The organism is Allosaccharopolyspora coralli, assembly GCF_009664835.1.
Lineage (GTDB): Bacteria > Actinomycetota > Actinomycetes > Mycobacteriales > Pseudonocardiaceae > Allosaccharopolyspora > Allosaccharopolyspora coralli.
On sequence record NZ_CP045929.1, the window covers coordinates 988,928 to 1,015,376 of the forward strand.

The 26,449-nt window shown below is 68.5% G+C and carries 24 protein-coding genes and 1 pseudogene; 16 read left to right on the top strand and 9 right to left on the bottom strand.

All coding sequences use genetic code 11. The annotated features are described in order from the left end of the window. The first annotated feature begins 58 nt into the window (after positions 1 to 58). The 5 genes from GIY23_RS04665 (at position 59) to GIY23_RS04685 (ending at position 8,667) form a co-directional block, all read left to right on the top strand. Entirely contained in the window at positions 59 to 2,272 is a 2,214-nt protein-coding gene (locus GIY23_RS04665; RefSeq protein ID WP_154075526.1) for a DEAD/DEAH box helicase, read from the top strand. A 24-nt stretch (positions 2,273 to 2,296) separates the two neighbouring features. Continuing rightward, positions 2,297 to 3,196 carry a restriction endonuclease gene (locus GIY23_RS04670; protein WP_154075527.1) on the top strand — a complete coding sequence of 300 codons (900 nt, stop codon included), beginning with the start codon at positions 2,297 to 2,299 and terminating at the stop codon, positions 3,194 to 3,196. Positions 3,197 to 3,226: 30 nt separating this feature from the next. After that, entirely contained in the window at positions 3,227 to 6,316 is a 3,090-nt protein-coding gene (locus tag GIY23_RS04675) for a type I restriction endonuclease subunit R (RefSeq protein WP_154075528.1), read from the top strand. A gap of 65 nt (positions 6,317 to 6,381) precedes the next feature. Beyond that, positions 6,382 to 7,896, top strand: a complete 1,515-nt coding sequence (locus GIY23_RS04680) for a serine/threonine-protein kinase (protein ID WP_154075529.1) — start codon at positions 6,382 to 6,384, stop codon at positions 7,894 to 7,896. Between the two features lie 156 nt (positions 7,897 to 8,052). Further along, positions 8,053 to 8,667 (top strand): hypothetical protein, encoded by a 615-nt coding sequence (locus tag GIY23_RS04685; RefSeq protein ID WP_154075530.1) that lies wholly within the window; start codon positions 8,053 to 8,055, stop codon positions 8,665 to 8,667. A 4-nt stretch (positions 8,668 to 8,671) separates the two neighbouring features. On the opposite strand, the gene GIY23_RS04690 is transcribed toward GIY23_RS04685, so the two are convergent. After that, on the bottom strand, positions 8,672 to 9,208 hold the full coding sequence (locus GIY23_RS04690; RefSeq protein WP_154075531.1) for a hypothetical protein: 537 nt from the start codon (positions 9,206 to 9,208) through the stop codon (positions 8,672 to 8,674). A gap of 76 nt (positions 9,209 to 9,284) precedes the next feature. Then, complete coding sequence (locus tag GIY23_RS04695) at positions 9,285 to 9,662, bottom strand: DoxX family protein (protein ID WP_154075532.1); 378 nt, start codon at positions 9,660 to 9,662, stop codon at positions 9,285 to 9,287. 209 nt (positions 9,663 to 9,871) lie between these two features. On the opposite strand from GIY23_RS04695, the gene GIY23_RS04700 reads away from it, so the two are divergent. Next, on the top strand, positions 9,872 to 10,312 hold the full coding sequence (locus GIY23_RS04700; protein WP_187352025.1) for a hypothetical protein: 441 nt from the start codon (positions 9,872 to 9,874) through the stop codon (positions 10,310 to 10,312). Here the strand turns inward: GIY23_RS04700 and GIY23_RS04705 are convergent. Further along, a complete protein-coding gene (locus GIY23_RS04705) occupies positions 10,305 to 11,345 on the bottom strand; it encodes a neutral zinc metallopeptidase (RefSeq protein ID WP_228717549.1) in 1,041 nt (346 codons plus the stop codon). The two genes, GIY23_RS04700 and GIY23_RS04705, sit on opposite strands and share 8 nt — an antisense overlap. A 355-nt stretch (positions 11,346 to 11,700) precedes the next feature. Next, the gene (locus GIY23_RS04710) at positions 11,701 to 12,708 is read right to left on the bottom strand and encodes a neutral zinc metallopeptidase (RefSeq protein WP_154075534.1); all 1,008 of its coding nucleotides are present in this window, start codon (positions 12,706 to 12,708) and stop codon (positions 11,701 to 11,703) included. A gap of 71 nt (positions 12,709 to 12,779) precedes the next feature. On the opposite strand from GIY23_RS04710, the gene GIY23_RS04715 reads away from it, so the two are divergent. From GIY23_RS04715 to nudC, 4 genes are all read left to right on the top strand, one after another. Then, entirely contained in the window at positions 12,780 to 14,468 is a 1,689-nt protein-coding gene (locus GIY23_RS04715; RefSeq protein WP_154075535.1) for a DUF2207 domain-containing protein, read from the top strand. 62 nt (positions 14,469 to 14,530) lie between these two features. Then, positions 14,531 to 15,850 (top strand): M16 family metallopeptidase, encoded by a 1,320-nt coding sequence (locus tag GIY23_RS04720; RefSeq protein ID WP_154075536.1) that lies wholly within the window; start codon positions 14,531 to 14,533, stop codon positions 15,848 to 15,850. Further along, the gene (locus GIY23_RS04725) at positions 15,847 to 17,211 is read left to right on the top strand and encodes a M16 family metallopeptidase (protein ID WP_154075537.1); all 1,365 of its coding nucleotides are present in this window, start codon (positions 15,847 to 15,849) and stop codon (positions 17,209 to 17,211) included. The genes GIY23_RS04720 and GIY23_RS04725 overlap by 4 nt, the downstream gene beginning before the upstream one ends. 331 nt (positions 17,212 to 17,542) lie before the next feature. Beyond that, on the top strand, positions 17,543 to 18,466 hold the full coding sequence (nudC, locus tag GIY23_RS04730; protein ID WP_154075538.1) for an NAD(+) diphosphatase: 924 nt from the start codon (positions 17,543 to 17,545) through the stop codon (positions 18,464 to 18,466). Positions 18,467 to 18,683: 217 nt separating this feature from the next. Here the strand turns inward: nudC and GIY23_RS04735 are convergent, their stop codons facing one another. The 3 genes and pseudogenes from GIY23_RS04735 to GIY23_RS23195 all read right to left on the bottom strand — a co-directional run. After that, positions 18,684 to 19,004: an XRE family transcriptional regulator gene (locus GIY23_RS04735; RefSeq protein WP_154075539.1), complete on the bottom strand. Its 321-nt coding sequence runs from the start codon at positions 19,002 to 19,004 to the stop codon at positions 18,684 to 18,686. Between the two features lie 46 nt (positions 19,005 to 19,050). After that, entirely contained in the window at positions 19,051 to 19,158 is a 108-nt protein-coding gene (locus GIY23_RS23190) for a hypothetical protein (RefSeq protein WP_267313235.1), read from the bottom strand. A 112-nt stretch (positions 19,159 to 19,270) separates the two neighbouring features. Next, positions 19,271 to 19,408: pseudogene (locus GIY23_RS23195) on the bottom strand (type II toxin-antitoxin system RelE/ParE family toxin); the annotation flags it as partial. 159 nt (positions 19,409 to 19,567) lie between these two features. Between GIY23_RS23195 and GIY23_RS04745 the strand changes: the two are divergent. The 5 genes from GIY23_RS04745 (at position 19,568) to GIY23_RS04765 (ending at position 23,671) form a co-directional block, all read left to right on the top strand. After that, positions 19,568 to 21,670: an ATP-dependent DNA helicase UvrD2 gene (locus GIY23_RS04745; protein WP_154075540.1), complete on the top strand. Its 2,103-nt coding sequence runs from the start codon at positions 19,568 to 19,570 to the stop codon at positions 21,668 to 21,670. A gap of 160 nt (positions 21,671 to 21,830) precedes the next feature. Beyond that, the gene (locus tag GIY23_RS04750; protein ID WP_154075541.1) at positions 21,831 to 22,004 is read left to right on the top strand and encodes a hypothetical protein; all 174 of its coding nucleotides are present in this window, start codon (positions 21,831 to 21,833) and stop codon (positions 22,002 to 22,004) included. A gap of 117 nt (positions 22,005 to 22,121) precedes the next feature. Continuing rightward, on the top strand, positions 22,122 to 22,472 hold the full coding sequence (locus tag GIY23_RS04755; protein ID WP_154075542.1) for a WhiB family transcriptional regulator: 351 nt from the start codon (positions 22,122 to 22,124) through the stop codon (positions 22,470 to 22,472). Beyond that, positions 22,469 to 22,693, top strand: coding sequence for a hypothetical protein (locus GIY23_RS04760; RefSeq protein WP_154075543.1), 225 nt, complete (start codon positions 22,469 to 22,471; stop codon positions 22,691 to 22,693). The genes GIY23_RS04755 and GIY23_RS04760 overlap by 4 nt, the downstream gene beginning before the upstream one ends. 81 nt (positions 22,694 to 22,774) lie before the next feature. Next, a complete protein-coding gene (locus GIY23_RS04765) occupies positions 22,775 to 23,671 on the top strand; it encodes a class I SAM-dependent methyltransferase (RefSeq protein ID WP_228717550.1) in 897 nt (298 codons plus the stop codon). A gap of 197 nt (positions 23,672 to 23,868) precedes the next feature. On the opposite strand, the gene GIY23_RS04770 is transcribed toward GIY23_RS04765, so the two are convergent. Beyond that, positions 23,869 to 25,182, bottom strand: a complete 1,314-nt coding sequence (locus tag GIY23_RS04770; RefSeq protein WP_154075544.1) for an ABC1 kinase family protein — start codon at positions 25,180 to 25,182, stop codon at positions 23,869 to 23,871. Between the two features lie 241 nt (positions 25,183 to 25,423). Then, complete coding sequence (locus GIY23_RS22605; protein ID WP_187352026.1) at positions 25,424 to 25,573, bottom strand: DUF5679 domain-containing protein; 150 nt, start codon at positions 25,571 to 25,573, stop codon at positions 25,424 to 25,426. Positions 25,574 to 25,801: 228 nt separating this feature from the next. On the opposite strand from GIY23_RS22605, the gene GIY23_RS04775 reads away from it, so the two are divergent. Continuing rightward, positions 25,802 to 26,338, top strand: coding sequence for a M48 metallopeptidase family protein (locus tag GIY23_RS04775; RefSeq protein WP_154075545.1), 537 nt, complete (start codon positions 25,802 to 25,804; stop codon positions 26,336 to 26,338). The last annotated feature ends 111 nt before the right edge of the window (positions 26,339 to 26,449 follow it).

The window sequence follows — 26,449 nt, forward strand, 5'->3', positions numbered from 1 at the left end:
TTGGTGTGCGGGTGTCGCGAGACGGTGACGGCACCACCGGCAGGACAGAGAGGCAGTGATGGGCGAACCACCGCAGGACACACCCCGCGCTGCCGCGACCGTGCAGCCGTCGCAGGCCGCGTCGGTGCTCGCCGCCGCGCGGTCCTTCCGGGACGCCGCCACCTGGTTCCTGGCCGAACCCGCACGCCTGCGCGAGCGCGCGCAAGAACAGTACCGAGCGCTGCGCCACTGGGCGGTCCACCAACGGCTGTCTGCCATGCCGGTTGAAAAGCTTCGGGACGCGGGAACCGGTGGCTTGCGTATCGGAAACCTGCGAAAGGCGGGCTACGACTCGGTTGGCGCCGTCGCCGCCGCTCGCCCCGAGCACTTGCTGGCGGTTCCGGGCGTGGGGCAGGCCACCGCACAACACGCGCAGCAGGCCGCGTGGAATCTCGCGGAGGCGGCCGAGCGCGAGATGGTCGTGCGTCTCGACCCCGACGCGCGTCCCTCCGCACAGACCGAGCTGATCGGGACGCTGCGAGCGCTGCAGGTCGCCGAGCACGAAGTGTCCGAACAAGGCCACACCACGCGTGCTGCACTCGACGAGGTCGAAGCCCTCGGCCCGCTCGCCCGGCGTGCCACTCACAAGGCGCGCATGTTCTTCGCCCGCAGACGGAAAAAGGACGAAGCGCTCAGCGCACTCGGTCGTCTCGATACCTTGCTCGCCGAACCACGTGTCGCGGACATCAACGCGGCGTTCCGTCGGGTCGCGGCGAGTACCGAGACGCGTGACCCGAACTCGCTGTGGCTGGACTACGAACATCGGGCCGCCGCCTACAACACCAAGCTCGCCGAACTCGCCGGCAGCAGCGCCGAGCCGGGAGGGTCCGCCACCGGCCACATCCCGACCGAACTCGAACGCGAGATCCGTGCCGTCCCGCTGGACACCTCGCTGCTGACTGTGACGCTGCGCGGTTACCAGGACTTCGGGGCGAAGTACGCGATCTCGCGGGAGAAATCGATCCTCGGTGACGAGATGGGGCTCGGCAAGACGATCCAAGCGCTCGCCACCATGGCCCACATCGCCGCCCACGGTCGCAGACACTTCCTCGTCGTCTGCCCCGCCAGCGTGGTCATGAACTGGGCCGACGAAACGGCCCGGCACAGCAAGCTGAAACCGTACACACTGCATGGAACGATGCGTCAGCACGTCATCCGAACTTGGCTCCGGGAAGGTGGCGTCGCCGTCACCACCTTCGAGACCCTGCAACGGCTGCGGGGTCTCGACGAGGTGCGCGTCGGACTCCTGGTGGTAGACGAGGCGCACTACGTCAAGAACCCCGACGCCAAGCGGTCCCGGGCGGTGGCGGACGCGGGCAGCCGGGCCGAGCGCACCCTGTTCCTCACCGGGACACCGATGGAGAACAAGGTCGAGGAGTTCCGGAACCTCGTCGACTACTTGCAACCCGCCGTCGCCGCGAAGGTCAGTGTCCAGGACACCCTCGCGGGCGCGACGGCGTTCCGCCGTGCGGTTGCGCCGGTGTACCTGCGCCGCAATCAGGACGACGTGCTGACCGAACTACCGGACAAGCTCGAACTCGAGGACTGGGTGGAACTCGGCCCCGCCGACCACGCCGCGTACCGGTCGGCGGTGCAGCGCAGCAACTTCATGGCGATGCGTCAGGCCGCTTACCAGACCGGACTCCAATCGGCGAAGATCGAACGGCTCCGGGAGATCGTGGAGGAATCAAGGGAGAACGGCTGGAAAGTCATCGTGTTCTCCTACTTCCTCGACGTGCTTCAGACGGTGCAGCAGGCGGTAGGCGAGGCAGCGATGTCCCAGCCGTTGACCGGAGCGCTCGGCCCGAACGAGAAACAAGCGCTGGTTGCCGAATTCGGCAATCGGGACGGCCATGCCGTGCTTGCCAGCCAGATCACCGCAGGCGGAGTCGGTCTCAACATTCAGGCCGCGAGCGTGGTCATCCTCGCCGAACCGCAGCTCAAACCCAGCACCGAAAACCAAGCCATCGCCCGTGCCCATCGCATGGGGCAGACCCGCAAGGTGCACGTCCATCGACTGCTCGCCAAGGACACCGTCGATCAACGGCTGATGGAGGTCCTCGAAGGCAAAGCCAGACTCTTCGACGCCTACGCACGCGAGAGCGCCGCGAAGCTCGCCGACCCCGCGGCCGTCGACAGGAGCTACCTCAACGCCGACCTGTTGCACGACGCCGACGTGCCCGTGGACCGGCGCATCGTCCAGGTCGAACGGCAACGACTCGGCCTGGACTGAACAACCCCGAGGGAAAGCGACACCATGGCTGTACCCGAGTTCCGGAGCATGATGCTCCCGCTGCTGAGTTTCCTCGGCGACGGCGAAGCGCGGCACTGGCGCGACCAACGTGACAGCTGCATCCGTGAGTTCGAGCTCACCGACGACGACCTTGCCGAAACCATCGCAAGCGGCGGATACCGGCTGGACGGTCGTGTGCAATGGGTGCACACCCATCTGTTCCAAGCTGGCCTCGTGGATCGACCGCGCCGAGGCACGGTGCAAATCACCGAACGAGGGCGAAAGGTTCTCGCCGACCCTCCGGATCAGATCGACGCGACCTACCTGTCCCAGTTCGAGGAATACCGGGAGTTCCGCAGTCGTACCAGGAAGACTCCTGACGATGCGAACGCCGACGAATCGACCGAGACGGCCACGCCCTGGGAGACGGTGGCAGCAGCTGTCCGGGAGAACGACGAAGCGCTCACCAGCGAACTCTTGCGCCGCGTCACGACGCAGGATCCGGCGTTCCTGGAAAAGCTCGTGCTCCGCTTGCTCACCGCGATGGGCTACGGCGGACGCACCGGCGCCACCGAACACTGGGGCCGTTCCGGCGACGGCGGGATCGACGGCACCATCCGCCAGGATGAGCTCGGGCTCGACCGCGTGTACGTGCAAGCCAAGCGCTACACCGACCACAGCGTCGGACGCCCCGACATCCAGGCCTTCGTCGGAGCCCTGCACGGGGTACAGGCCGATCGTGGCGTGTTCATCACGACGAGCCGCTTCACGCAGGACGCCACCTCCTACGTGGAGCGCATCGCGAACCGGATCATCCTCATCGACGGACATCGGCTCGCCGAGCTGATGCTGCTCTACAACGTCGGGGTCCAGGACGAACGAACCTTCGTCCTCAAACGCGTCGACGAGGACTTCTTCGAGTGACAACCACTCAACACGAACATGGGGAACAACATGAGCGCCGTGCACAGTGAAGCCGCTTTCGAGGCCGCGATCGAAAACCATCTGCTCGCCAACGGGTGGCGACAGGGAAGCCGGGACCACTACGAACCCGACGTCGCCATCGACACCGCCGAACTCACCGCGTTCCTCGGCGCCACCCAGCCGCGGGAATGGGACCGCATCCGCGACTACTACAGCGACGCCGACGAAGCACAGCGTGCTTTCGCGCGCCTGGTCGCCGCACAGATCGACGAGCGCGGCACGTTGGACGTACTGCGCAACGGTGTGAAAGACCGCGGCGTGCAGATCCAGATCGCGTTCTTCCGGCCCGCCCACACCGTCGCGGCCGATGCGCTCGTGGAGTACGAGGCCAACCGCCTGACCGTGACACGACAACTGCACCACTCCGCGAAGAACCCGCGCGACTCGCTGGACCTCGTGCTGTTCCTCAACGGGATTCCCGTCGCCACCGCGGAACTCAAGAACCACCTCACCGGCCAGACCGTCGAAAACGCCAAGCAGCAGTACCGTTCCGACCGCGACCCGACCGACCTACTGTTGTCGCGGCGCGCCCTCGTGCACTTCGCCGTGGACCCCGAGCTGGTGTTTCTCACAACCAAGCTGGAAGGCGAGAGCACCCGGTTCCTGCCGTTCAACACCGGATCCAACGGACCCAGTGTGTCCGGCGCAGGTGGCAACCCGCCCGCAGCTGACGGGGACTACCGCACCGCATACCTGTGGAAGCAGATCTGGCAGCGGGACAACTGGCTCGACCTGTTGCGTCGCTTCGTGCACGTGCAGGCACCTCAAGGCGGACGGGCCCGGAGTCGAGGTCGCAAACGCGCCGAACTCACCACGATCTTCCCGCGCTACCACCAATGGGACGCGGTGCTGAGGCTCACCGATCACGTCGCTCGCCACGGCTCCGGGGACAACTACCTCGTCATGCACTCGGCGGGATCGGGCAAGTCCAACACGATCGCCTGGCTCGCACACCGACTGTCCAGCCTGCACACACCCGGTGAGGCTGCGGAACTGGACCCGCAGGCGGGCCTGGGGCCCAACGAGCAGGTTTTCGACAAGGTCATCGTCATCACCGACCGCACCATCCTCGATCGCCAGCTTCAGGAAACGATCTACCAGTTCGATCACGTACCAGGTGTGGTCGAACGGATCACCGGGACCCGAGGCGGGTCCAAGTCAGCGCACGTCGCGTGGGCGCTGCAGGACTCGGGGGTGAAGGTACTCATCGCGACGATCCAGACCTTTCCGTTCGTCCTCGACCAGGTGCAAGCCGTCGGTCAACAACGGTTCGCGCTCATCGTCGACGAGGCGCACTCCTCCCAGTCCGGGGACGCTGCCAGCGATCTCAAGAAGGTGTTGCTCAAACTCGGCAGCGACGACATCGACGAAGACCTCGATCTGCTGACCGCCTCCGCCCTTGCGCGCAAGCAGCACCCCAACATGTCCTGGTTCGCGTTCACTGCCACGCCCAAGCCCAAGACACTGGAACTGTTCGGACGACGGAACGCGATGGGCAACCACGAGCCGTTCCACGTGTACTCGATGCGCCAAGCCATCGACGAAGGATTCATCCTCGACGTGCTGCGCAACTACATCACGTACAAGACGTACTACCGCCTCGCGACCGACCCTGCGAACGAATCGAAAGAAGTCGATGAACGCAAGGCCAAGGCGGCGCTCGCACGCTACGCCGAGCTGCACCCGACCAGCATGGAGCAGCGCGCCGAGATCATCGTCGAACATTTCCGTCACCACACGGCCAACCAGCTCGGAGGACGTGCCAAGGCGATGGTGGTGACCCGATCCCGCGAACACGCAGTGCGATTGTTCTGGGCGATCCGGAAGTACGTCGACATCCGTGGGTACAGCCAGCCCACTCCGCTCGTGGCGATCTCCGGCCAGCTCACCATCGACGACGACGAAGTCAGCGAATCCAGCCTCAACGGATTCAGCGACCGGGAACTGCCGAGGCGGTTCGCCTACACCAAGCTCGACGACCCGAACGCCGCGCACACCGACACGCAGGAATACCGGATCCTTGTCGTTGCCGACAAGTACCAGACCGGCTTCGATCAGCCGCTGCTGACCACGATGTACGTGGACAAGCAGTTGAAGGGCGTCGCGGCGGTGCAGACGCTGTCGCGGCTGAACCGAACCCATCCGCTCAAATCACAGGAAGACGTCTTCGTTCTCGACTTCGCCAACGAAGCGGAGGCGATCCAGGAGCAGTTCCAGCAGTTCCACGAGACGGCACTGACTCCGCCCACCGACCCGAACATGCTGTACACCAGTCAGCACAGCGTGATGGCGTTCGGGCTGCTCGTGGATTCCGAGATGCAAGCGTTCGCCGACGGTTACCTTGCAGCGCAACGAGATGCCGCCACCGACGCGGACTGGGCGAAGGCGCACGCCCAGCTCTACCGATTCACCGACGCCGCCCGCGACCGGTTCGTGCAGCTGCATTCCGAGGACCCCGAGGAAGCCGAGGAGTTCCGCCACGCGCTTCGGCAGTATGTTCGCCTGTACGCGTTCCTCGCACAGGTCGTGCCGTACCACGACGCCGAGCTCGAACGGTTGTACCTGTACGGCAAACACCTCCTGAACCGGCTGCCTCGGGACAAGGACGCCTCTGTGGACCTGGGGCCGTTGAACCTCACCCACCTCAAGATCAGCCGAACCGGGGAGCACGACGTCCGCGTGGCCCCCGAAGGCGACCAAGTGCTGCCGGGATTCGCCGGCACTGGTGCGGGGCGAGCATCCGAGCCGGAGAAGGCTTCGCTCGCGGACCTGATCGCAGCGTTCAACGAGCGATACGGGACCAACCTCGGAGAACACGACTTCCTCGGCGACGTCGAAGCCGCTGCGGACGACAACAGGATGAAGGCGTTCGCCCTGAACAACAGCGAGGAAGTCTTCGGCGACGTCTTCGACACGCACTTCAAGAACAAGGTCATCGAACGGCACGAAGACAACACCAAGTTCATGAACAAGTTCCTCGACGACGAGGACATGCAGGAGGAATACACCAAGCTTTGCCGACGTAGGGCGTACGAACTGATCCACCGCGAAGTCGCGTGATCGAAAAGGCTGCGCGGGATGGCCACGCGCGGGCACACTGATCGCCGACGATCAAGGAGGCGTCGGTGGCACAGCACAGAGTGATCGCAGGACGATACGAACTCACCTCTCCCATCGGACGCGGTGCGATGGGAGAGGTGTGGGCGGCCTATGACACGAGGCTGGACCGGCCGATCGCGGTCAAGCTGTTGCCCGCGACCAAGATTGCCGATACCGAGAATCCCGAAACCATTCGGCAGCGCTTCGTGCGGGAGTCGCGGCTCACGGCCCGTGTGGAGCACGTCGGTGTGCCTGCGGTGCACGACGCGGGCAGCGACGGCGACGACCTGTTCCTGGTGATGCAGCTGATCGACGGCATCGACCTGGCCGACCTCGTCGCTGAACGTGGCGCACTCGCCGAAGGATGGGCGGCCGCGATCGGTGCCCAGATCGCGGGTGTTCTCGCCGCTGCTCACGATGCTTCGTTGGTCCACCGGGACCTCAAGCCGAGCAACGTGATGGTGGACTCGCACGGGACCGTGAAGGTGCTCGACTTCGGTATCGCTGCCGCATTGGGAGCGAACGTCACCCGGCTCACCGCCACCCACGAGACGCTCGGCACCCCGGCCTACATGGCGCCTGAACAGGCCATGAGCGGCACTGCCACGCCGCGGAGCGACCTGTACTCGCTGGGCTGCGTGCTGCACGAGATGTTGTGCGGTGAGCAGGTATTCACGGCGAAACTCCCGCTCGCGTTGTTGCACAAGCACCTCGACGAGCCGCCCGCACCGCTGCGGCAGTGCGGTGTCTCGGTGTCCGAGGAGGTGGAAGAGCTGGTGCTCGACCTCCTCGCGAAGGATCCCGAGTCCCGGCCGGAGAATGCACACGAGGTCTACCGCCGCCTCATTCCGTTCCTACCTGTCCCCGAACACACGAGCAGCTCGGTTGAAGGCGATCCGACTGGGCCGTATCGGGCCCCGCTGGCGCCACGCGCCTCAACACGACGTCAGGAGCCTGATCTCGTATCGCCGCCCGCGACGAGTGTGAGCGAGGACCGCATTCGTGCAGACCAGGAGCGAGCCCACGAACTGGTAGACGACGGTCGCTACACCCAGGCGGCGGAGCTGCTGCGCACGTTGCTGGCTGACAGCGCGGCCAGTGCTCAGCTCAGTTTCGAGCGCGGGGTGAAGATCCGGAAGAACCTTGCCGGGTTCTCGTTCCTGGGCGGCGATTACCGGGCAGCGCTCCGTGAGTATCGCGTGCTGCTCGCGGACGCCGACCGCGGCGAGGTGAGCCCCACCGAGATACTCACGTTCAAGGAGATGATCGCGAGCTGCCGGGCCGAGCTGGGAGAACACACTACGGCTATCGCTGACCTGCGCGTTCTTGTCGACGAACATGCGCAGCTGTTGCCGGAACAAGTGGAACGATCCTGTGAGCTGCGTCTTCAGCTAGCGATGCTGCTCATCCACACCGATTCCGCTGACGAGGCACGGGAGCTGCTGGATGACGTGGTGCGGGTGGCAGACGAGGCACGGTTAGACGAACCCGCAGCCCGAGCAAGACAGCTGCTCCGTCGGCTCGACGCACTCGCCCAGTGACGCCACCCCCGCCGGGCTTTCTCGCGGGGCGAACGGCACTTTCGCCTCGTCTTGTGGGGCGAGAGTGCCGTTCGCCCCGCGAGGGTGCCGCCGAGATCCACACGTTCGGGTGGCGGCGGTTGTGGTGGGGTGCGCGCGGCTAGCAAGATCTTCGCGATGCTTGGGAAAAGGGAGTGGAAGCTCGCGTCCCCGCCGGAAACGGCGGTGGCGGTGGACTCGGACGTGCTCGCGATGCGGGCGCCGCTGGTGAGGGTGCGTCGGGACGAGGATGGCGCATGGTACTTCGACGGCCCGGGTGAGGCCCCGAGGTCGGCGACCACGACCACGCTCGCCGCCGTGGTGGGCGCGTGGCCGCACGTGCTCGCCCTGTCCACATTGGACGTCGATGATTCGGCGATCTGGTCGTGGAAGCGGCACGGCTGGACCAGCGAGACGGAGTGCGCCTGCGGCGAGTGCGACCTGCCCGTGGCGGCGGACCTCGATCGGGGCACCTGGCCGTCCGATCTGCGTCCGGACCGGGTCGTGAGCGTGGAGAACACCGCGCTGTCCGGGCAGGAACCGTTGACCGACATCCTGTCCACGCCGGGCGGGATCGCCCTGCTGGCCGCGGGCGGACATCACCGCACCAGTGACCAGATGGCTCCGGTTGCGCTGGCGAACGTGATCCGCCGCTGGCCGCACACCATGCAGGCGCTGCGTACGTTGAAGCCGAACCGGGGGATGCGGTGGAACTCCGAGGCGCTCAACTGGGCGGAGTACACCACGGCCTGAGCGGTCAGCGGGGGTTGTACTCCGCGAGTTCCGGACGGTTCGCCAGTACCTTCGAGTACAGGACCTCGAGCAGCCACCTGCCGAACAGCGATGACCCGAACTCGCCGGTCCGATCCTCCGGGGCGAGCACGAGGTCCGCGGGAGCGTCCGGGGCATCCGCGACGACGCCGATCCCGTAGTAGTCGAGCTCGCTCAGCGAGATCGTCTGCAGTTCGGCGTCCGCAGGCACGACGACGCTGCAAGGGGCGAGCGTCATGAGTGTGCCGCAGGCGCGCAGGGCGCGGCTGAGTTTCGGGACGGGCACGAGGATGCCGAGCAGGTCGACGGCCGCCACCGGCAGGTGGGCGTGCGTCGAGGTGTCCGACCAGGTACGGAACCAGGCCGGGTCGGGCTGCGGTGCCCACTCGTGTTCGAGACGCCACGCGTGCACGTCCGGACGGACGGCGGCGACGGCCGCGAAGCGGGCGCCGAGGATCTCGACGTCCGGGATCAGGTGTCCGTTCCACCCGAGCGCGTGGGCGGCGTGCTCCAGATGCTGCACCGGAGCATCTTAAGCACGATCGGAGCATCTTCAACAACTACACCGATCACGCAGCGTCCTCGCAGGTAAGGCCGCGTCACCGCTGGTTCGCGCTGCGAACACGCCAGGCCCACCGGATCAGCGGGAGCTGCAGCGGGAGCCGGGCGAGTGAGCCGTAACGCAGGGCCGGACGGGAGCGCCGGGTGTCCACGGCCATTTGTACGTTCGCCGGGAACACCGCCACGAACAGCGCCGCAGCGGCCAGCGCTCCCGTCGATCGCGTGCGCGGGTGCGCGACCGCGGCCGCGCACGTCAACTCGGCGACACCGCTGGCGTAGGTCCAGGTGCGCGGCGTGCCGGGCAGGGCGCGAGGCACGATCCGGTCGAACGGCTTCGGCTGCGCGAAGTGCAGTGTGCCCGCGGCGGCGAGGGTGGCTGCGAGGGCGAGCGCGGAACGAGTCTCGGAGGACGGCATGCGCGGACTCTGCCACCGGGGGCTGAACAGCCACAACGATCGGGTTCGCTTCGTCACCACCGGCGGGTGTCTCGTGTCCGGACGCGTGCCCGATCGTTGCGTTCTTCCGTTCGCGTCCCGGCCGCCAGGCAACCCTTGCGACGCGGAGTGATCACCCCGGGACAACAGGCACGTACCACGGCCTCGGGTGTTCTGGAATTATCAAGGTCGTGGCGCGGCGACGTGGTTCGGCATCGGTGGTGTTGATCCTCCTGGTCCTGGCGGCGGTGGGTGGTGCCGTCGCCGGAGTCGTGCTGCTCCCGCATGTACGGACGAGCGCTTCCGGTACCGAGTCCGTCGAGACCGTGGCCGTCGTCGTCGAGTCGACGCCGTGCGGAACGAACGGCAACGGTGATCTCGTCGAGGTCGACGTGAACGGGCAGCCGCAGCGGGTTCGGTTCGACGGCTGCGGGCACACCGTCGGCACCGAAATCACGGTCTGGTTGTCCCCGGGGCAGGACGACGTGACGGCCCGGCCGGTGGGAGCCGCGGCCCCGGCCTCGGATCAGGGGAACTTGAGAACGAGGGTGACCTGGGTGCTGTTCACTCTCGCCTGCTCCGCCGGAGCGGGCTTCGCCGCGCTGCTCGGGGCAAACCGCCGCGTCAGCTGACGTCCGAGTCGTCGGCCAGCCACGTGTTGCAGTCGGTGATCCGGTTGATCGAGAAGCCCTGGTTGACCCACGCGGCGTTGTTGGCCGGGCTGCCGTGGTCGCGTTCGCGGCCCGCATAGTCGCCGCGCTGCCCACCGTCCTGCACGGCGGTGAGGATGTGATTGTTGTTCACCCCGCCGTTCTGCAAGGACGCGAGCGCCATCCCGCCGAAGCAGGTGGCTTGCAATTCGCTGCGGCGGCTGAGCTCGAGCCCTCGGGAAGTCTCGGCTCCCGCGTCGTGGCGAGCGGTGCCGTAAGCGTTGAGGATGCCGGTCATGCCTTGCACGGCATGGCCGAACTCGTGCGCGAACTGCCCCAGGTAGACGCCGGGTTGGGTGTGCCCCTCGACGTCGCGGTAGTACGACGCGGTCATGTAGATCGTGTGGTTGGCGCTGCAATACATGGCGGTCTCGTCGGCGTCGCGTCGCCCGCAGGGGTTCGTCACGCTGCCGCTGTCGAAGGTGATGACCTCGGGCGCCACGGCCGGGAGGTTCGCTTCCTCCAGCGCCGGGGTCCACATGTCCATGAGGCACGGAGCGGCGGACTGGTAATAGGCCTCCTGTGCGTCGGTAGCGACGGCGAACGCGGCCAGGTCGCAGCCCGTCTCGACCGCTCCGTTGCCGGGAATGTTGAACGGGTGGTTCCCGAGCGCGTACACGGGCTCCGGCTCGGCCGGTTCCGGCGGAACGGTGGATGTCTCCGGCCGCTCGGTCGACGGTGTTGCAGTTTCCGATGTGGACGTGGGCGGGTTCGAGATCGTGCTGCTCGCCGTGCTGTCGGTGTCCTGGTCGGTGTCGCCGTAGGTCGGCTCGTAGCTGGGCGCCGCCGCGTCGTCGCCCGAGTCGGCGACCTCCGCCAGTCCGGCGGTGCCGAGCAGGCACAAGAACCCGGCACAGATCACGATGCCGATGATGCCGCCCTTGTCGGAACCGCTCTTGCGGGGACGGAGACCGGGCCTGCCCTGCGGAGGGATCGGTGGACGCGGCGTGGGCACCGGCTGGTGACGCGGGTGCGTCGGGGCTCGGCGGGCCACGTTCGGTGGGGGCAGCGGTGGCCGCGCGGCTGGCGCCGCTCCGGCGGGTGGCGCAGGCGCCGGACCCGGTGCGTGGCGGTGCTGTGCGTGGCTGGGCTGCACGGGGCTCGGCCGTCCCGGCCCTTGCTGCGGAGCGGGGCGAGCGGGCGGTGCACCCTGCGGTGGCCGTCCCGGCACTGACCCTCGACGTGGCGGCAACGGGCGGGCGGCCGGCGGCGGCGCGACCGGCCGGGCCGGGGGATGCCCGCTCCGGCCAGGGTGGTGCGGAGGAGTCATGCGGTCCTTCTACGTATCAGTGTGAAGGGGGAAGCCCGGGTCACCGGACGCGTGCGGAGTCGACCGACCAGGTGTCGCAGCGACTGGCGCTGTTGTCGTCGAAGCCGGTCTGCACCCAGGTCGCGTTGACGTCCGGCCTGCCGTGATCGGGCGGGCGTCCGTCGGTGTAGTCGCCGCGAGTGCCGGAGTCGCGCAGTGCCTCTTCGAGTGTGCTCGCGGCGACCGAGCCCCCGGTCACCGACGAGAGGAACATGCCCCCGTAGCAGGTGGCCTGGAGTTCGAACCGCCGTGCGGTCTCGAATCCGTCGGGCGTGCGCATGCCGACCGCCTGCCGTCGCTGCCACGAGGCGTCCATGATCCCGGCCAGCTCCTGAACGTGGTGGCCGTACTCGTGCGCCAACTGTCCGAAGTAGACGCCTGCGGTGTCGCCGTGGCCCTCGATGTCGCGGTAGTAGGCGGCGGTCATGTAGATCGTGCCGTCGCAGTACAGCGCCGTCTGCGTCGGCGAGCGTGATCCGCACGGTGTTCGCACGTCGGAGGTGACGACCTCGACGTCGGCGGGACGGAACGGCAGGTTCGCGGTTTCGAGCACCGGCCGCCACGCCTCGTTGAGGCACGGCATCACCTGCTCGAGATACGCCTCCTGCCCCTCAGCGGTCGCGTCGAACTCGGGAAGGGGGCAGCGGACTTCAGGCGCACCTGTGGGCATCGCGTTGAGCGGGTTGTCCGCCAACGCGACGACCGGCGTTGCCGGTGCGGTGCTCGCCGAGTTCCCACCGTCGGACTGTTCCGGCGTCGCGGGCGGTGGCGCGACGGAGGTGAGAAGGGGCGGTGCCGTCCGGTTCTGCGGCGCCGGAGAGTGCACGCCGAACGCTGCGATCACCCCGACTGCGCCCACCAGGACGCACACACCCAGCAGGATCCGTCCACGGCGACGGCGGGACGGGGACGGCTCGTCACGGAACAGCGAACGCTGCGCGGCCCGGTGCGACGTCGGACGGTCGGCGGGCCCGCGGGAGCGACGTCCCGGCCGGTTCGGGTTCGCCATCGCCGAAACCGCCTCCCGTCTTGTGTCGATTGCGGCGCAGAGCGTACCGCGCCTTCGCTAGGGTTCGGGCCGTGTCGAACAAGCGCGTCCTGATCTCCGCCGTCGTCGGCATCGTCGCGACGATCTTCCTGTGCCTTCCCGTTGCCGCATCCGCACAGGAACTCCGCGGCGCCGCCTCGTCCCAGGTGGACGTCACGGTGGAGCGCGACGGCGCGCTGACGGTGACCGAGAAGATCACGGTGCCGCCAGGGCAGACAGCGCACCGCACCGTGCCCCTCCGCGAGCCTGCCGACGACGGTGCGCGGGAACGCGTGCACGGCGTGCGAGACATCAGCGTCGACGGGCCGGGAACCGGCGAGACCGACGGGGAGACGTTCAGGCTCTCGCTGGAACCCGGCGAATCGACCGTGACGTACGTCGTCGACGGGACGGTGGCGCCACTCGGCGAGGTCGACGAGGTGTCCTGGCAGGTCGCCGGTGGTTGGGACGTGCCGCTCGAGCAGGTCGGGATCGACTTCCGGGTACCGGCGCCCAGCGAGTCGATCATGTGCACCACCGGCTCGGTCGGAGCGGGGACACCCTGCGACGAGTTCCAGATCACCCACACCCAGGAGATCCGTGGCAGTGAGTCGGACCTGGCCCCGGGCGATCGGATCGACTTCACCGTCCAGCTACCCGCGGCAGCGGTACCGGCGAACGCCGTCTTCGAGGACACCTTCAGCCTCACCCGGGCGTTCTCGCTGACCCCGGCCAGCGGCGCCGGGCTCGCCGGAGCCGGACTGGCGCTCGTCGGCGGGTTCGGCGTCCTCTGGTACGTGCGGGGCAGGGACACCGCAGCGCTCGTCGCCGACGTCGACCCGGTCGACGTTCTCGTCGACGGCCCTGACGGCGTCACGTTCGCCTCGCCCGACGGTGTCCTGCCCGGCCAGGTCGGCACGGTCGTCGACGAGCACGTCGACGTCGTGGACGTGACCGCGACGATGCTCGACCTCGCGGTGCGCAACTACCTGTGGATCGAGGAGATTCCCGGCGAGCAGGGCTCGCGCGACTGGCGGATCGTCGGGCTCAATCCGCCGGACGAGTCGTTGCGGGACTACGAGCGCGCCGTCTACGAACTGCTGCTCGGCACCGGCGAGGGCCAGCGGGAAGTGTTGCTCTCGCACCTGCGCGCGGGCGAAGCGCTGGATCTCACCCGGGTCCGTGACGCGCTGTACGCCGACGTCGTCGACCACGGGTGGTTCACCCGCCGTCCGGACACCGAGCGAAACCTGTTCTGGTGGCTGGGCGTCGGACTCGGGATCGCGGGCGTCGTGCTCACCGTGCTGCTCGCGGCGACCTCGGCGCTGGCGTTGCTCGGTGTCGCCGTCGCGCTCGGCGGCGTCGCGCTCACGTTCGGTGCCGGGCTCATGCCCGCCCGCACCTCCCGTGGCAGCGCCGTCGTCGCCCAGGTGCGGGGCTTGCGGGACTACCTGCACTCCGCGACCGCGGACGCCCTGCCCGCCGGAGATCGCGAGGTGGTGTTCTCCCGGTCCCTGCCGTACGCCGTGGTGCTGGGCGAGACCGCACGCTGGCTCGCCGAGTTCGCCGAGCTGGATCCCGGCGCCGACGGGACTCCCGGCCTGTACTGGTACGGCGAGTACGTGACCGAGGCCGGGCACGTGGTTCCCGACCTGCGCCGGTTCCGGACTCACCTGCCGCTGCTGATCGACGCGATGGACGGGGTGCTGGCTCAGGCGGGACATCTGCGTTCGCTGCGGTGAGCCCCGCGCGCGTTCGGGTGGGTACCCAGCGTGACCGTGCCGGACGCACGTAGGCTGCACGCATGGCGGAACCGCAGTTGCATCGACTCACCCTGCCCAACGGGCTGCGCGTGGTGCTGGCGCCCGACGACGCACCGGGGCGGGCGCCGGTGGTCGGCGTCAGCGTCCACTACGACGTCGGGTTCCGGTCCGAGCCGGAAGGCCGCACCGGCTTCGCGCACCTCTTCGAACACCTCATGTTCCAGGGCAGCGAGAGCCTCGAGAAGCTCGCGCACTTCCGGCACGTGCAGGGCTCCGGCGGCATCTTCAACGGATCGACGCACCAGGACTACACCGACTACTTCCAGGTGCTGCCCTCGGCGGCGCTGGAACGTGCGCTGTTCCTCGAGGCCGACCGGATGCGGGCGCCGAAACTCACCGAGGAGAACCTCCGCAACCAGGTCGACGTGGTCAAGGAGGAGATCCGCCTCAACGTGCTCAACCGGCCCTACGGCGGGTTCCCGTGGATCCTGCTGCCGCCGGTGCTCTACGGCACGTTCGCCAACGCCCACAACGGCTACGGCGACTTCACCGACCTCGAAGAGGCCACCGTCGACGACTGCGCGGCGTTCTTCGACACCTTCTACGCACCGGGTAACGCGGTACTCACGATCACCGGTGATCTCGACGTCGAGCAGACCACGGAGCTCGTGCACCGCCACTTCGGCGACGTGCCCGCCCGCGCGGTCCGGGAGCGTCCGTCGTTCGCCGAACCGTTCCCGGAGCGGGAACTGCGGGGGCATCACGCCGATCCGCACGCGCCGCTGCCCGCCGTCGCGATCGGGCACCGGCTGCCCGACCCGGTCGGCGAGCTCGACGCGTACCTGGCGAACGTCGTGCTGGCCGCGGTGCTCACCGACGGCGACGCCTCCCGGTTGCAGCAGCGCATGGTCTACCGCGACCAGCTCGTCGTCGACGTCCACGCCGGCTGCGGTCTGATGGGGGCACCGCTCGACGCGCGGGACCCCGACACGTTCACGTTCACCGCGATCCACACCCCCGAGGTCGGCGCGGACCGGGTCGTCGGGGCCATCGACGAGGAACTCGACGCGCTCGCGTCCTCCGGGCCGACCGCAGAAGAACTGTCTCGGGTCACCGCCCGCTGGACGGCAGGCCTGCACCGGGAGAACGATCGGGTCGTCTCCCGCACCCTGGACCTCGGCAGTGCCGAACTGGTGCACGGCAAGGCCGAACTGATCTCCGAACTGCCGCGCCGCATCTCCGAGGTCACCGTCGAGCACGTCGCCGAGGCCGCCAAGGCCCTGCGCCCCGACGCCCGGGCCGTTCTCGAACTCGAACCCGCAGGCTCCGACTCGGCAGACTCGGCTGGAGGAACCGCATGACCGCCGCACACCGTACCGCCGAGGAGATCGGCCGCACCGAGGCCGGACCGCGCCCGCTGCCGCCGTTGGGTGAACCGCGCTCCTCCCAGCCACCGGCCACAGTGGACACGGTGCTCGGGAACGGGCTCCGCGTCGTCGCCGCCCGCCACGGCGCCGTTCCGATGGTCGAGCTCCGGCTGCGCATCCCGTTCGCCGGGGAGGACACGATGCACCCGGCGCGGGCCGAGGTGCTCGCCGAAACACTGCTGACCGGCACCAGCACCCGCGACCGGGTGCGTTTCGACACCGACCTCGCCGCGGTCGGCGGCGACCTGCAATCCGTCGTCACGCCCGAGCAGCTCAGCATCACCGGGGACGCGCTCGCCGACGGTCTTCCCACGCTGCTCGACGTGCTCGCCGACGCGTTGACCGACGCGGTGTACCCGGACACCGAGGTCGCCGGGGAGAAGGACCGGCTCGTCGAGCGGCTCGCCGTCGCGCGCTCCCAGCCTCGTGTCATCGCCCGCGAAGCCCTGCAACGTCACCGCTACGGCGATCACCCGTTCGTCCGCGAGGTGCCCGAGGCCGAGAACGTCGCGCGAGTCGACTCCGCCGAGGTGCGGACGCTGCACCAGGAGTCGGTGCTGCCGCGCGGTTCGGTACTCGTCCTCGTCGGCGACTTCGACCCGGACACGGTCGTGGCGCAGGTCGAACGCGCGTTGTCGGGATGGTCCTCGCAGAACTCCGCCGAAAAACTGCCCGCGCTGCCGACGCTCGACGGAGGGGACGTGCAGCTGGTGCACCGGGAAGGTGCCGTGCAGTCCCAGATTCGACTTTCCGCCCAAGGCCTGCCGCGCACCGATCCCGGCTACGCGGCGCTGCAGATCGCGAACCTGACTTTCGGCGGCTACTTCTCCTCCCGGCTGGTCGAGAACATCCGGGAGGACAAGGGCTACACCTACGGCGCGCACTCGGCGTTCGAGTTCACCAGGGACAACGGCACCATCCTCGTCGACGCCGACACGGCCAGCGAGGTCACCGCCGCCGCACTCTGGGAAACCCGGTACGAACTCGGACGGTTCGCGTTGGTGCCGCCGACAGGCACCGAGATCGAGTCGGCCCGGCAGTACGCCATCGGGAGTTTGCTCACTTCCACCGCCTCCCAGACCGGACTCGCCTCCCAGCTCGCCTCGCTCGCCGTGCTCGGGCTCGGGATGGATTGGCTCGCCGCGCACCCCGATCGGTTGCGTCAGGTCACCGGCGAGCAGATCGCCGAGGCCGCCCGCTACTACGCGCCGACCGCCTTCACCGGCGTCGTCGTGGGGGATGCGGAAAAGCTCCTGCCGCATCTCAACGACATCGGCGGCGTCGTGGTGGGCTGAGCGGGCATTGGGGAGCTGGCTCTTGTGCCCGTAGGGCACGCCTCATGCGTGACCGGCCTCGGCAGGGTGAGGGGCTCCGGCGTTCGGAGTTCGTGCCTCGCAAGGCAGGGGTTCTCGCCGCGTACGGCCTGGTACTCAAGAGGACCCCAACGCAGCGAGGCGCGAACTGGGGCAGCGGTACCGGACCACTCACCCAGGTTCCACAACGCCCTCTCATACGTGACCAGCCGGGTGTGACCCGTGCCGGTGGTGGGTGTCGTCGCCAACGGGCGAGGCGTAGGTTGCTGACGGGCGGGGAGAAGTCGAGTGCTCCGCCCAGAAGTGGAGTGCGATGAGTACCCCGGACGTGGCGGGAGCGACAGGGTTCGGCCTGGACGCCGCACCACTGCTCTCCCGATCCACCGTGGACCGTTCGGAGTGGTTGCGCGACGAGGACACCGCGCAGCTGTGGGCGCACGGGCGGGTCCTGCTCGTCGACCGCAAGGGGCGAGCCCCGGTGCTCGAGGGCGACGTCCTCGACCATCGGCCTACGGCGGAGTTCGGTACGCAACCCCCTCCCGGCGCGGTCCTGCTCGGGCAGGACGACGGAGTCAGCTACTGGGCGTTGCGTGCCGGCCGGGACGGCGCTGAACTCGGCTGGCGCGACCTGCGGAACGCAGGCGCCCTCCTGGGTTCGGTCGACGCCGGGCTGCTCACCACGGCCGTCGGGCTACTCAGCTGGCACGACCGGTCTCGCTACTGCGCGGTGTGCGGCGCGGGCACCCGGGGCGTGCGGCTCGGGTGGGTACAGCAGTGCAGCGGATGTGACCGGGAGGAGTATCCCCGCACCGATCCGGCAGTGATCTGTCTCGTGCACGACGGTGGCGACCAGGTGCTGCTCGCTCGGCAACCGGTATGGCCGCGGGACCGGTACTCGGTGCTGGCGGGCTTCGTCGAGGTCGGCGAAGCGCTCGAAGCGTGCGTGCAACGCGAGATCCGGGAAGAGGTCGGCGTGACCGTCTCCGACGTCCGCTACCTCGGCAGCCAGCCGTGGCCGTTCCCGCGTTCCCTGATGGTCGGATTCGCCGCTGTGGGCGATCCCGAGCAGCCGTTGCATCCCGCCGACGGTGAGATCGAGGACGCGCGGTGGGTGCCGCGCGACGACGTTCTCGCGGCCCTCGAGGCCGAGGGAAACGCGATCAACGGTCTCCGCCTGCCGCCGGGCGTGTCCATCGCCTACCGCATGCTGCGCGGCTGGGCCAACACGCCTAGCTGATCGCTGAGAGGGCGTTGTGGAACCTGGGTGGGTGGTCCGGTACCGCCGCCCCAGTTCGCGCCCGCTGCGTTGGGTCCTCTTGAGTACCACCCGTACGCGGCGAGAACCCCTGCCTTGCGAGGCACGAACTCCAAACGCCGGAGTCCCTCACCCTGCCGAGACTGGACACGTATGAGGCGTGCCCTACGGGCACACAAGCCAGTTCCGAAATGCACTCTCAGGCCGCGCCGGGAACGTCCAACGCGACGTCGAGGTCTCCCACGTGGGCGACCATGTCGACCGTGCCACCGAGTGCCTCGACGTAGGCGCGGACACTGCCCACGGTCAGCGAGTTCAGGTCGCCGCGTTCGATCGAGCTGACCCGCGGCTGGCCGATCTCCATGCGCTCGGCCAGTTCCATCTGGGTCAACCCGGAGTGCCGCCGCAGCTCACCGAGCCGATAGCCGGTCACGTACGCCGCGGTGACGCGGAGTCCCGCTGCCCGCCGTTCCGTGTCGATGCCGAGTTCGTCCCGAACCTCGTTCCATGGCACTGTCATTCTGTTCACTCCTGTTCCTGTGCTGAACCTGCCCGACCACCCGTGTTCATGGATCGGCGATCCCGGCCACGTGTGTCCGATAGCGCTGCTCGGCAATCGGGATCGCCGCGCGATACCAACGCTCCCATCGACCAGCCTTGTCGCCGCCGATCAACAGAATCGCTCGCCGTTCGGGGTCGAAGGCGAACAGAATTCCGTACCTCTGTGCGCCCGCTCGAACCAGGACGAAGTTCTTTCAAGTTGTGTAGTTGCGATCCGTGCACCTTGTCGGCAAGAGGTCGCGACAGGCTCGGCCCGCGAAGCTGCAAAACCGCGACGGCACCGTCGATCGCATTCTGCGTGTCCTCGTCGAGGGTTCGTAGCCAGTCGACAACTTCTGGTACTGCTTCCACCGCCCATGTCATGATCACACGCTACTGCCTAAAAAGCATAATACCTGCACATCGCCGACTTTTCCACTCGATCGCGTGTTCGAATCACGCTTTCGGCTTGATCGACACGCGGGGGGTCCGCCAGCGGGGTGTGATCGAGTCCGGCGGGGCGCTTCTGCGAGGATGCTTCGCATGGCCGATCAACCGCGACGACTGCTGGAAGGACTCGACCCCGAGCAGCGGACGGCGGTGACGGCCCCTCGTGGTCCGGTGTGCGTGCTGGCCGGTGCGGGCACGGGCAAGACCCGCACCATCACGCATCGCATCGCCCACCTCGTCGAGCGCGGACTCGTCGCCCCGCAGCAAGTCCTCGCGGTCACCTTCACCGCCCGAGCGGCGGGGCAGATGCGCACGCGGCTACGGGAACTCGGTGCGGGCGGTGTTCAAGCGCAGACCTTCCACGCGGCGGCGTTCCGGCAGTTGCGGTACTTCTGGCCACGGGTGCACGACACCGGCGTGTGGTCGCTGGTCGACAACAAGTACCGCTTCGTCATGAACGCGGCGAACCGGCTCGGCCTGTCGACGGAGAAGGACTCCGTGCGCGATCTGGCAGGCGAGATCGAGTGGGCGAAATCGTCGCTCATCGCCCCCGACCGGTATCCGTCCGCGGCGGCGAAGGCCGGGCGCTCAGCGCCCACGGCGCCCGAGTCGGTGAGCAAGGTCTTCGCCGCCTACGAACAGCTCAAGACGCGTGCGGAGGCGCTGGACTTCGACGACCTGCTCCTGCACACCGCCGCGATCCTGGAGGAACACCCCGAGGTCGCCGAGGAGTTCCGCAGCCGCTACCGCTCCTTCGTCGTCGACGAGTACCAGGACGTCAACCCGCTGCAGCAGCGCGTGCTCGACGCGTGGCTCGGCCCGCGCGACGACCTCACGGTCGTCGGCGACGCCAACCAGACGATCTACTCCTTCGCCGGGGCCGCACCGCAATGGTTGATCGGGTTCCCGAGACGTTTCCCCGAGGCGACCGTGGTGCGCCTCGAACGCGACTACCGGTCGACGCCGCAGGTCGTGGCGCTCGCGAACCAGGTCATCGACGCCGCCAGGGAGCGTCCCGCCGGTACTCGGCTGACACTCGTCGGCCAGCGACAGGACGGGCCGAAACCGGATTTCGCCGAGTTCGACGACGAGGTCTCCGAGGCGCAAGCGGTCGCGCACAAGATCGCCGCGCTCGCGCGGGACGGCACACCGCTCTCGGAGATCGCGGTGCTCTTCCGCGTCAACGCGCAGTCCGAGGTCTACGAGAAGGCGCTCGCCGACGCCGAGATTCCGTACCAGGTGCGTGGCGGTGAACGGTTCTTCGCGCGGACCGAGGTGCGGCGGGCGATGGCCGCTCTGCGGACGGCGGGATCCCGCGACGACCTCACGTCCGGCGACCTGTGCGGCAGCGTTCGCGCGGTTCTCGCCGAGGTCGGCCTCACCGACGAGCCGCCTGCCGGCGGTGCGGCTCGGGAACACTGGGAGTCGCTGATCGCCCTGGTGGAACTCGCCGAAGAACTCGTCGCCGCCGTGCCGGACGCGGACCTGGCGCACTACAACGCGGAACTCGACGCACGCGCCGAGTCGCAGCATCCGCCGACGGTCGAGGGGGTGACGCTCGCGTCGTTGCACGCCGCGAAGGGGCTCGAGTGGGACGCGGTGTTCCTCGTCGGGCTCGTCGATGGCACCTTGCCCATCCAGTACGCCGACGGAGACGACGCGGCGATCGAAGAGGAACGGCGGCTGCTCTACGTCGGTGTGACGCGGGCGCGTGAGTTCCTGCGGTTGTCGTGGGCGCTGTCCCGGGGCGAAGGAGGCAAGCGGTTCCGGCGGCGGAGCCGGTTCGTCTACGCCCTCGTTCCCGACGACAGTCCGGCGGCCCTGCCTGCGCGCGTGCAGCAGCGGGAGGCCTCCCCGATGCGGTCGCAGGGGGGCGCCGTCACGCCGCGGTGTCGTACCTGCGAGACGAAACTGCTCGGGACCTTGGAGATCAAACTGGGGCGGTGCGGCCACTGCCCCTCCGATGTGGACGAAGGGCTGCTCGCCGAGCTCAAGGCGTGGCGCAGCGACCGTGCCCAACAGCTCCGGGTTCCCTCCTACGTGGTGTTCACGGATGCGACGCTGACGGCGATCGCCGAGCAGCGACCGTCCGACGAGGCCGCGTTGATCGCCATCTCGGGGATCGGCGGGACGAAGCTCGAACGCTTCGGCGCGGACGTCCTCTCGCTCGTTCGCGCCGAGCGATCGCGGCCCTGACCTGCGTCGGCACCGAGTCGCGAGAAAAATGTCCACCCGAATGCGGGGATCTGCAGAAATTCGGTTGCGGCGCCGGGTGCGCTGCACATAATCTGCAAGCGTCCAGGTCGAGGCGCTTCACGCGCGTCGGCGCGTACGACCCCGAGGGGAGGTGGCCACAGTGATCAGCACGCAGATGCTCGTTACCCCTGGCCACCCGCTGACCGGGGGTATCGAACTGCCGTACGCGCCGGCGGGGCCGAACGCGGCCGCCACGCGTCGCCGTGCGGGTTTCGCCGTCCCGACCGTGATCATCCCCGATGATCGCCGGTCCGTCCTGGAACGAAGTCCATGATCAACTAATCTGGACTCGCCACGACTCCCAGGCCGCGGACCCGCATCGGGTTCGCGGCCTTTTTGCGTTCGCGACCCGCTCGTCGCCCGAGAAGTCCAACCACTGGAGGAGAAGAAATTGTTGACCACCGGCGTACCGATACAGCAAACCGGTGAACCCGATGTCCTCGGAGCGCTGCTCGACAGTGCCCCCGGGGTCGGCCAGGACCTGCCGTGCAGGCGGGACCCCGACCTGTGGTTCGCCGAGAGCCCGGCCGAACTGGAGCGCGCCAAGGCGCTGTGCGCGGACTGCCCGGTCCGTGCCGAGTGCCTCGCAGGGGCGCTGTCCCGCGCCGAGCCCTGGGGTGTCTGGGGCGGGGAGATCTTCGAGCGCGGCGCCGTCGTCGCTCGCAAACGGCCTCGTGGCCGTCCACGCAAGCACCCGGTCGACGCGACCGGTGGACGCGATCGCAAGGAGCAGGCCGCATGAACGACACCCGTGTCCTCGCCACCCGACCGTTCGCGTCCGCTCGACCGAGCACAGAGGAGCACTCCGTCATGATGATGCCGGAAGAGATGTCGAGAATTCGACATCAGCAATTGCGACAAGAGGCCGACGAGCAACGGATGGCTCGTCGGTTGTGCGCGGGGAGGTGGTGGCGTCGGCTGGCGACGTACGCCGCTCGCCGCGCCGACCGCCTGCAACCCTAGAAACACGTGGTGCGAACGGCACTCTCGCCTCGTCTGCTGAGGCGAAAGTGCCGTTCGCACCGCCGGGCATAGGGTGAGGGCGTGACTGGGCACGGCAACGGACACGGGCATGGGCACTCCCACGACGGGATGGACTGGAACGCCCGGCTCGACGATCTCCGCCACGCGGATCGCCTCGTCGAGCCCGAACGCGCGACGCTCGCCGAAGCGCTCGTGGGCGCGGACACGCGCTCCGTCGTCGAGATCGGTTGCGGGGCCGGTGGCATGGCCACGGCGCTGGCCGCTGCGATGGACCACCGTTCCCAGTCGACTCTGACCCTCGTCGATTCGGCACCTGAGTTGTTGGGGGCCGCCGAGAGCCACGTTCGCGACTCCGGCTCCTCCGTGGACGTCCGAACCGTGCTCTGGGACGCGGCCGGCGACGAGGTCCCGTCCGCGCTCGAACCTGCCGACCTCGTCTTCGCCGGGATGGTCGTGCACCATCTACCGGACCAGGCCGCCGGACTCCGCCGACTCGCCGCGCTGGTCCGTCCCGGCGGCGCTCTCGCGATCGTCGAATCCGGGCTCCCGCAGCGGATCCTGCCGTGGGACGTCGGTGTCGGCGAACCGGGGCTCGAAGACCGGCTGTCCGGGTACCAGCAATCCTGGTTCCGCGAGATGCGGGCCGGCATCCACGGGTCGGTGCGGATGCCGATCGGTTGGTCCCGTGCACTCCGGGAGGCCGGGCTCGTCGACGTGCGCAGCTGGTCCTATCTCGTCGAGCGCCCGGCACCGGTTTCGGACCTGGTGATGCGCGCGGCGCTGCGCCGACTCCGCTTCCTGCGGGACTCCGCCGCGGAACACGGCACCGCCGACGATCTCGCCGCGGTCGACGCCCTGCTCGACGAGGACGGCCCGCACTACGTCGGTCACCGCGACGACCTGCACTACCTGCTGGCCGACACCGTGCACACCGGGCTCGCAGGGCGGGCGGGGTGATCTGGGTCGGTGGTTCCGCGGGGACACCGCACATCGGGGCGGCTGTGGGATCTCGACCGCATTCCTGCGCCCGCGCGGCCACTCAGAGGGCATTTGGGAACTGGCTTTTGTGCCCGTAGGGCATGGTCGCAAGTGACCAGCCTCGGCAGGGTGACGAGCCGGTACCGGACCCCCTACCCAAGTTCCACAATGCGCTCTCAGTCCTCGGCGAACCCCGGCTGCCAGCGTTCGATGATGCTCTTGGCCGCGACCGTCGCGTCGAGCTGGCAGAGGATGCCGGTGGCGCCCAGCGTGACGCGGTGGATCAGCAAGTAGTCCGGCGGCAGGTTCAGCGCCCGACCGGTCCGGAAGTCCGGACTGCGCAGGTCGCCGACCCGCTCGGCCTGCCGCTGCATCCACCGTCGGGTGAAGTGGAACGTCTCGCTGCGGCACGGGTCCACGAACGGCCCCAGATACGCCTGGACGTCCTCGGCCCGGAGTTCGCTGTCGGCGTGCACGAACCGGTCCGCTCGCAACAGCTGCAGCAGCTCGTCGGCGCGGTCCTCCAACGCCAGCCGTAGCATCCGGCCCATGGTCGTGGGCAGGCCGTCGGGCAGGCGCGCGACCGCGCCGAAGTCGATCACCGCCAGCCTGCCGTCTTCCAGCATCAGGAAGTTGCCCGGATGGGGATCGGCGTGCAAGAGGCCCGATCGCGACGGCGAGGAGAAGTGGAACTCGGAGAGCAATCTGCCCGTCTCGTCCCGCTCGTCCTTGCTCCCGTCGGCGATGATCGACGCCAGTGACGTCCCGGTGACCCATTCGGTGACCATCACCTTCGGCGAGCTCGCGACGACCTTCGGAACGAACAGCTGCTCGTCGCCGTCGAAGGCCGCCGCGAACCCGCGCTGGTTGTCGGCTTCGGTCCGGTAGTCGAGCTCCTCGACCATGCGGTCCTGCAGCTCGGCGAGCAGCGGTCGAACCTCCGTACCCGGCGCCAGCGACTCGAACAGCCGAGAGAACCTGGTCAGCTGGCGCAGATCCGAGCGCAACGCCTCGTCGGCACCCGGGTACTGGATCTTCACCGCGACCGTGCGGCCGTCGTGCCAGACCGCCCGGTGCACCTGTCCGATGCTGGCCGCGGCGATCGGTGAGTCGTCGAACTCGGCGAACCGGTCTCGCCACGAGCGTCCGAGCTGTTCGGCCAGCACACGGTGCACGCTCGACGGGGCCATCGGTGGGGCAGCGGACTGCAGTTTCGTCAGCGCTTCCCGGTACGGGCCCGCCATCTCGTCCGGCACCGCGGCCTCGAACACGCTGAGTGCCTGGCCGAACTTCATCGCGCCGCCCTTGAGCTGCCCGAGGACGGCGAACAGTTGCTCGGCTGTGCGCGCCGAGACGTCCGCGTTGATCTCGTCCGCGCTCTGCCCGCTGAGCCGTTTCCCCCAGCCCGCGGCGACTCGTCCCGCCATCCCCAACGGCAGGCTCGCGAGCTTCGCCGTGCGCTGGGCAGCCCGGCGGGGGATGTCGGCCACGGAAAGGCTCCTCTCGCACGCGGATCGGTACACCCCGTCGACACCCTGCCGGGGCGATCTTCGGGGTGCTGACGCACATGCTAGAGGTTTCCCGCGAGGCGCGGGGCGAGTTGATCGTGGAACGCGGAACCGCCGTGCGCAGCAGCGGACGAGCCGCATGTCCTGCGGTCACGAGGCGCCTGGCCATCAGCCCGGCGCACGAGTCCGCGGGTGGGCCACTCGGGCGGCCCACCCGCGCCGTTCAGGCCTTACCGAGGATCCGTGTCATCTTCGTGCCGCAGACCGGGCAGGTTCCCTTGGCCATGCGACGGCCGTTGGTCTCGGCGACCTCGCCGGAGAAGTCGCGCTTCTCCCGGCACTTCACGCAATAGCCGTTGTACGTCTCGGCCACGGCGCCCCTCCTTCGTGTCGTGAATCTGCGACCGGTACGGACCGGGTCTGTGCCTGGCCGCGGTCGCGTTGTGAGGAACCGTACCCGTGGAGTAATCGACACGCAGGCGTGTGGGGCACGGCGTGTTCCGCTGAACGGAGCAACGAATGCGCGTTCGGTGCATCGCGGGCTGGGGTGAAGCTCACAGGGGGCCCCGAACGTCCGGGGCACCCGTTAAGGTCCCGTCTCGTGGCGGAACCTCAGGTCGAAGTGCGGCGGAGCAAGCGTCGGAAGCAGACCGTGAGTGCCTACCGGGACGGCGAAAAGGTGGTTGTCCTGCTGCCTGCCCGAATGAGTCGTGCGGAGGAAAAGCGCTGGGTAGCGGACATGCTGAGCCGCTTGCAGCGCAGTGAGACCAAGCGCCGCTCGCCCGCGCGGGCCTCGGACCAGGCGCTCGCCGAGCGGTGCCGTGAGCTCTCGGCGCGCTATCTCGACGGGACCGAACCCGAGTCCGTCCGCTGGGTGCCGCCGATGCGCACGCGCTGGGCGTCGTGCACCCCTGCCGACGGCAGCATCCGCATCAGCCGCCGTCTCCGAGATGTACCCGGATGGGTGCTCGACTACGTGCTCGTGCACGAACTCGCGCACCTGTTGGTGCCGGGCCACGGCCCGGACTTCTGGGAATGGGTGACCGCCTACTCGAAGACCGAGCGGGCCATCGGTTATCTGGAGGGGCTCTCCGCCGCAGCGCACCTAGAACTGAGCCTCGACGACGACGAAGGCTGAGGTCTGTCTTTCAGTAGGTTTGTTAGGTGGTTCCGTGGCGGGACCTCAGCGCCCTCCTCGCTGCGGGATCGGTTTCTCGAGTAGCCACCTACGCAGCGAAACCGCTGTCCT

Coding starts and splice junctions, on each gene's coding strand:
- GIY23_RS04760 (WP_154075543.1), top strand. CDS start 22,469: ATGAACGACACCCGTGTCCTCGCCACCCGACCGTTCGCGTCCGCTCGA.
- GIY23_RS04710 (WP_154075534.1), bottom strand. CDS start 12,708: ATGGCGAACCCGAACCGGCCGGGACGTCGCTCCCGCGGGCCCGCCGAC.
- GIY23_RS04745 (WP_154075540.1), top strand. CDS start 19,568: ATGGCCGATCAACCGCGACGACTGCTGGAAGGACTCGACCCCGAGCAG.
- GIY23_RS04720 (WP_154075536.1), top strand. CDS start 14,531: ATGGCGGAACCGCAGTTGCATCGACTCACCCTGCCCAACGGGCTGCGC.
- GIY23_RS04675 (WP_154075528.1), top strand. CDS start 3,227: ATGAGCGCCGTGCACAGTGAAGCCGCTTTCGAGGCCGCGATCGAAAAC.
- GIY23_RS04665 (WP_154075526.1), top strand. CDS start 59: ATGGGCGAACCACCGCAGGACACACCCCGCGCTGCCGCGACCGTGCAG.
- GIY23_RS04725 (WP_154075537.1), top strand. CDS start 15,847: ATGACCGCCGCACACCGTACCGCCGAGGAGATCGGCCGCACCGAGGCC.
- GIY23_RS04670 (WP_154075527.1), top strand. CDS start 2,297: ATGGCTGTACCCGAGTTCCGGAGCATGATGCTCCCGCTGCTGAGTTTC.
- GIY23_RS04685 (WP_154075530.1), top strand. CDS start 8,053: ATGCTTGGGAAAAGGGAGTGGAAGCTCGCGTCCCCGCCGGAAACGGCG.
- GIY23_RS04735 (WP_154075539.1), bottom strand. CDS start 19,004: ATGACAGTGCCATGGAACGAGGTTCGGGACGAACTCGGCATCGACACG.
- GIY23_RS04695 (WP_154075532.1), bottom strand. CDS start 9,662: ATGCCGTCCTCCGAGACTCGTTCCGCGCTCGCCCTCGCAGCCACCCTC.
- nudC (WP_154075538.1), top strand. CDS start 17,543: ATGAGTACCCCGGACGTGGCGGGAGCGACAGGGTTCGGCCTGGACGCC.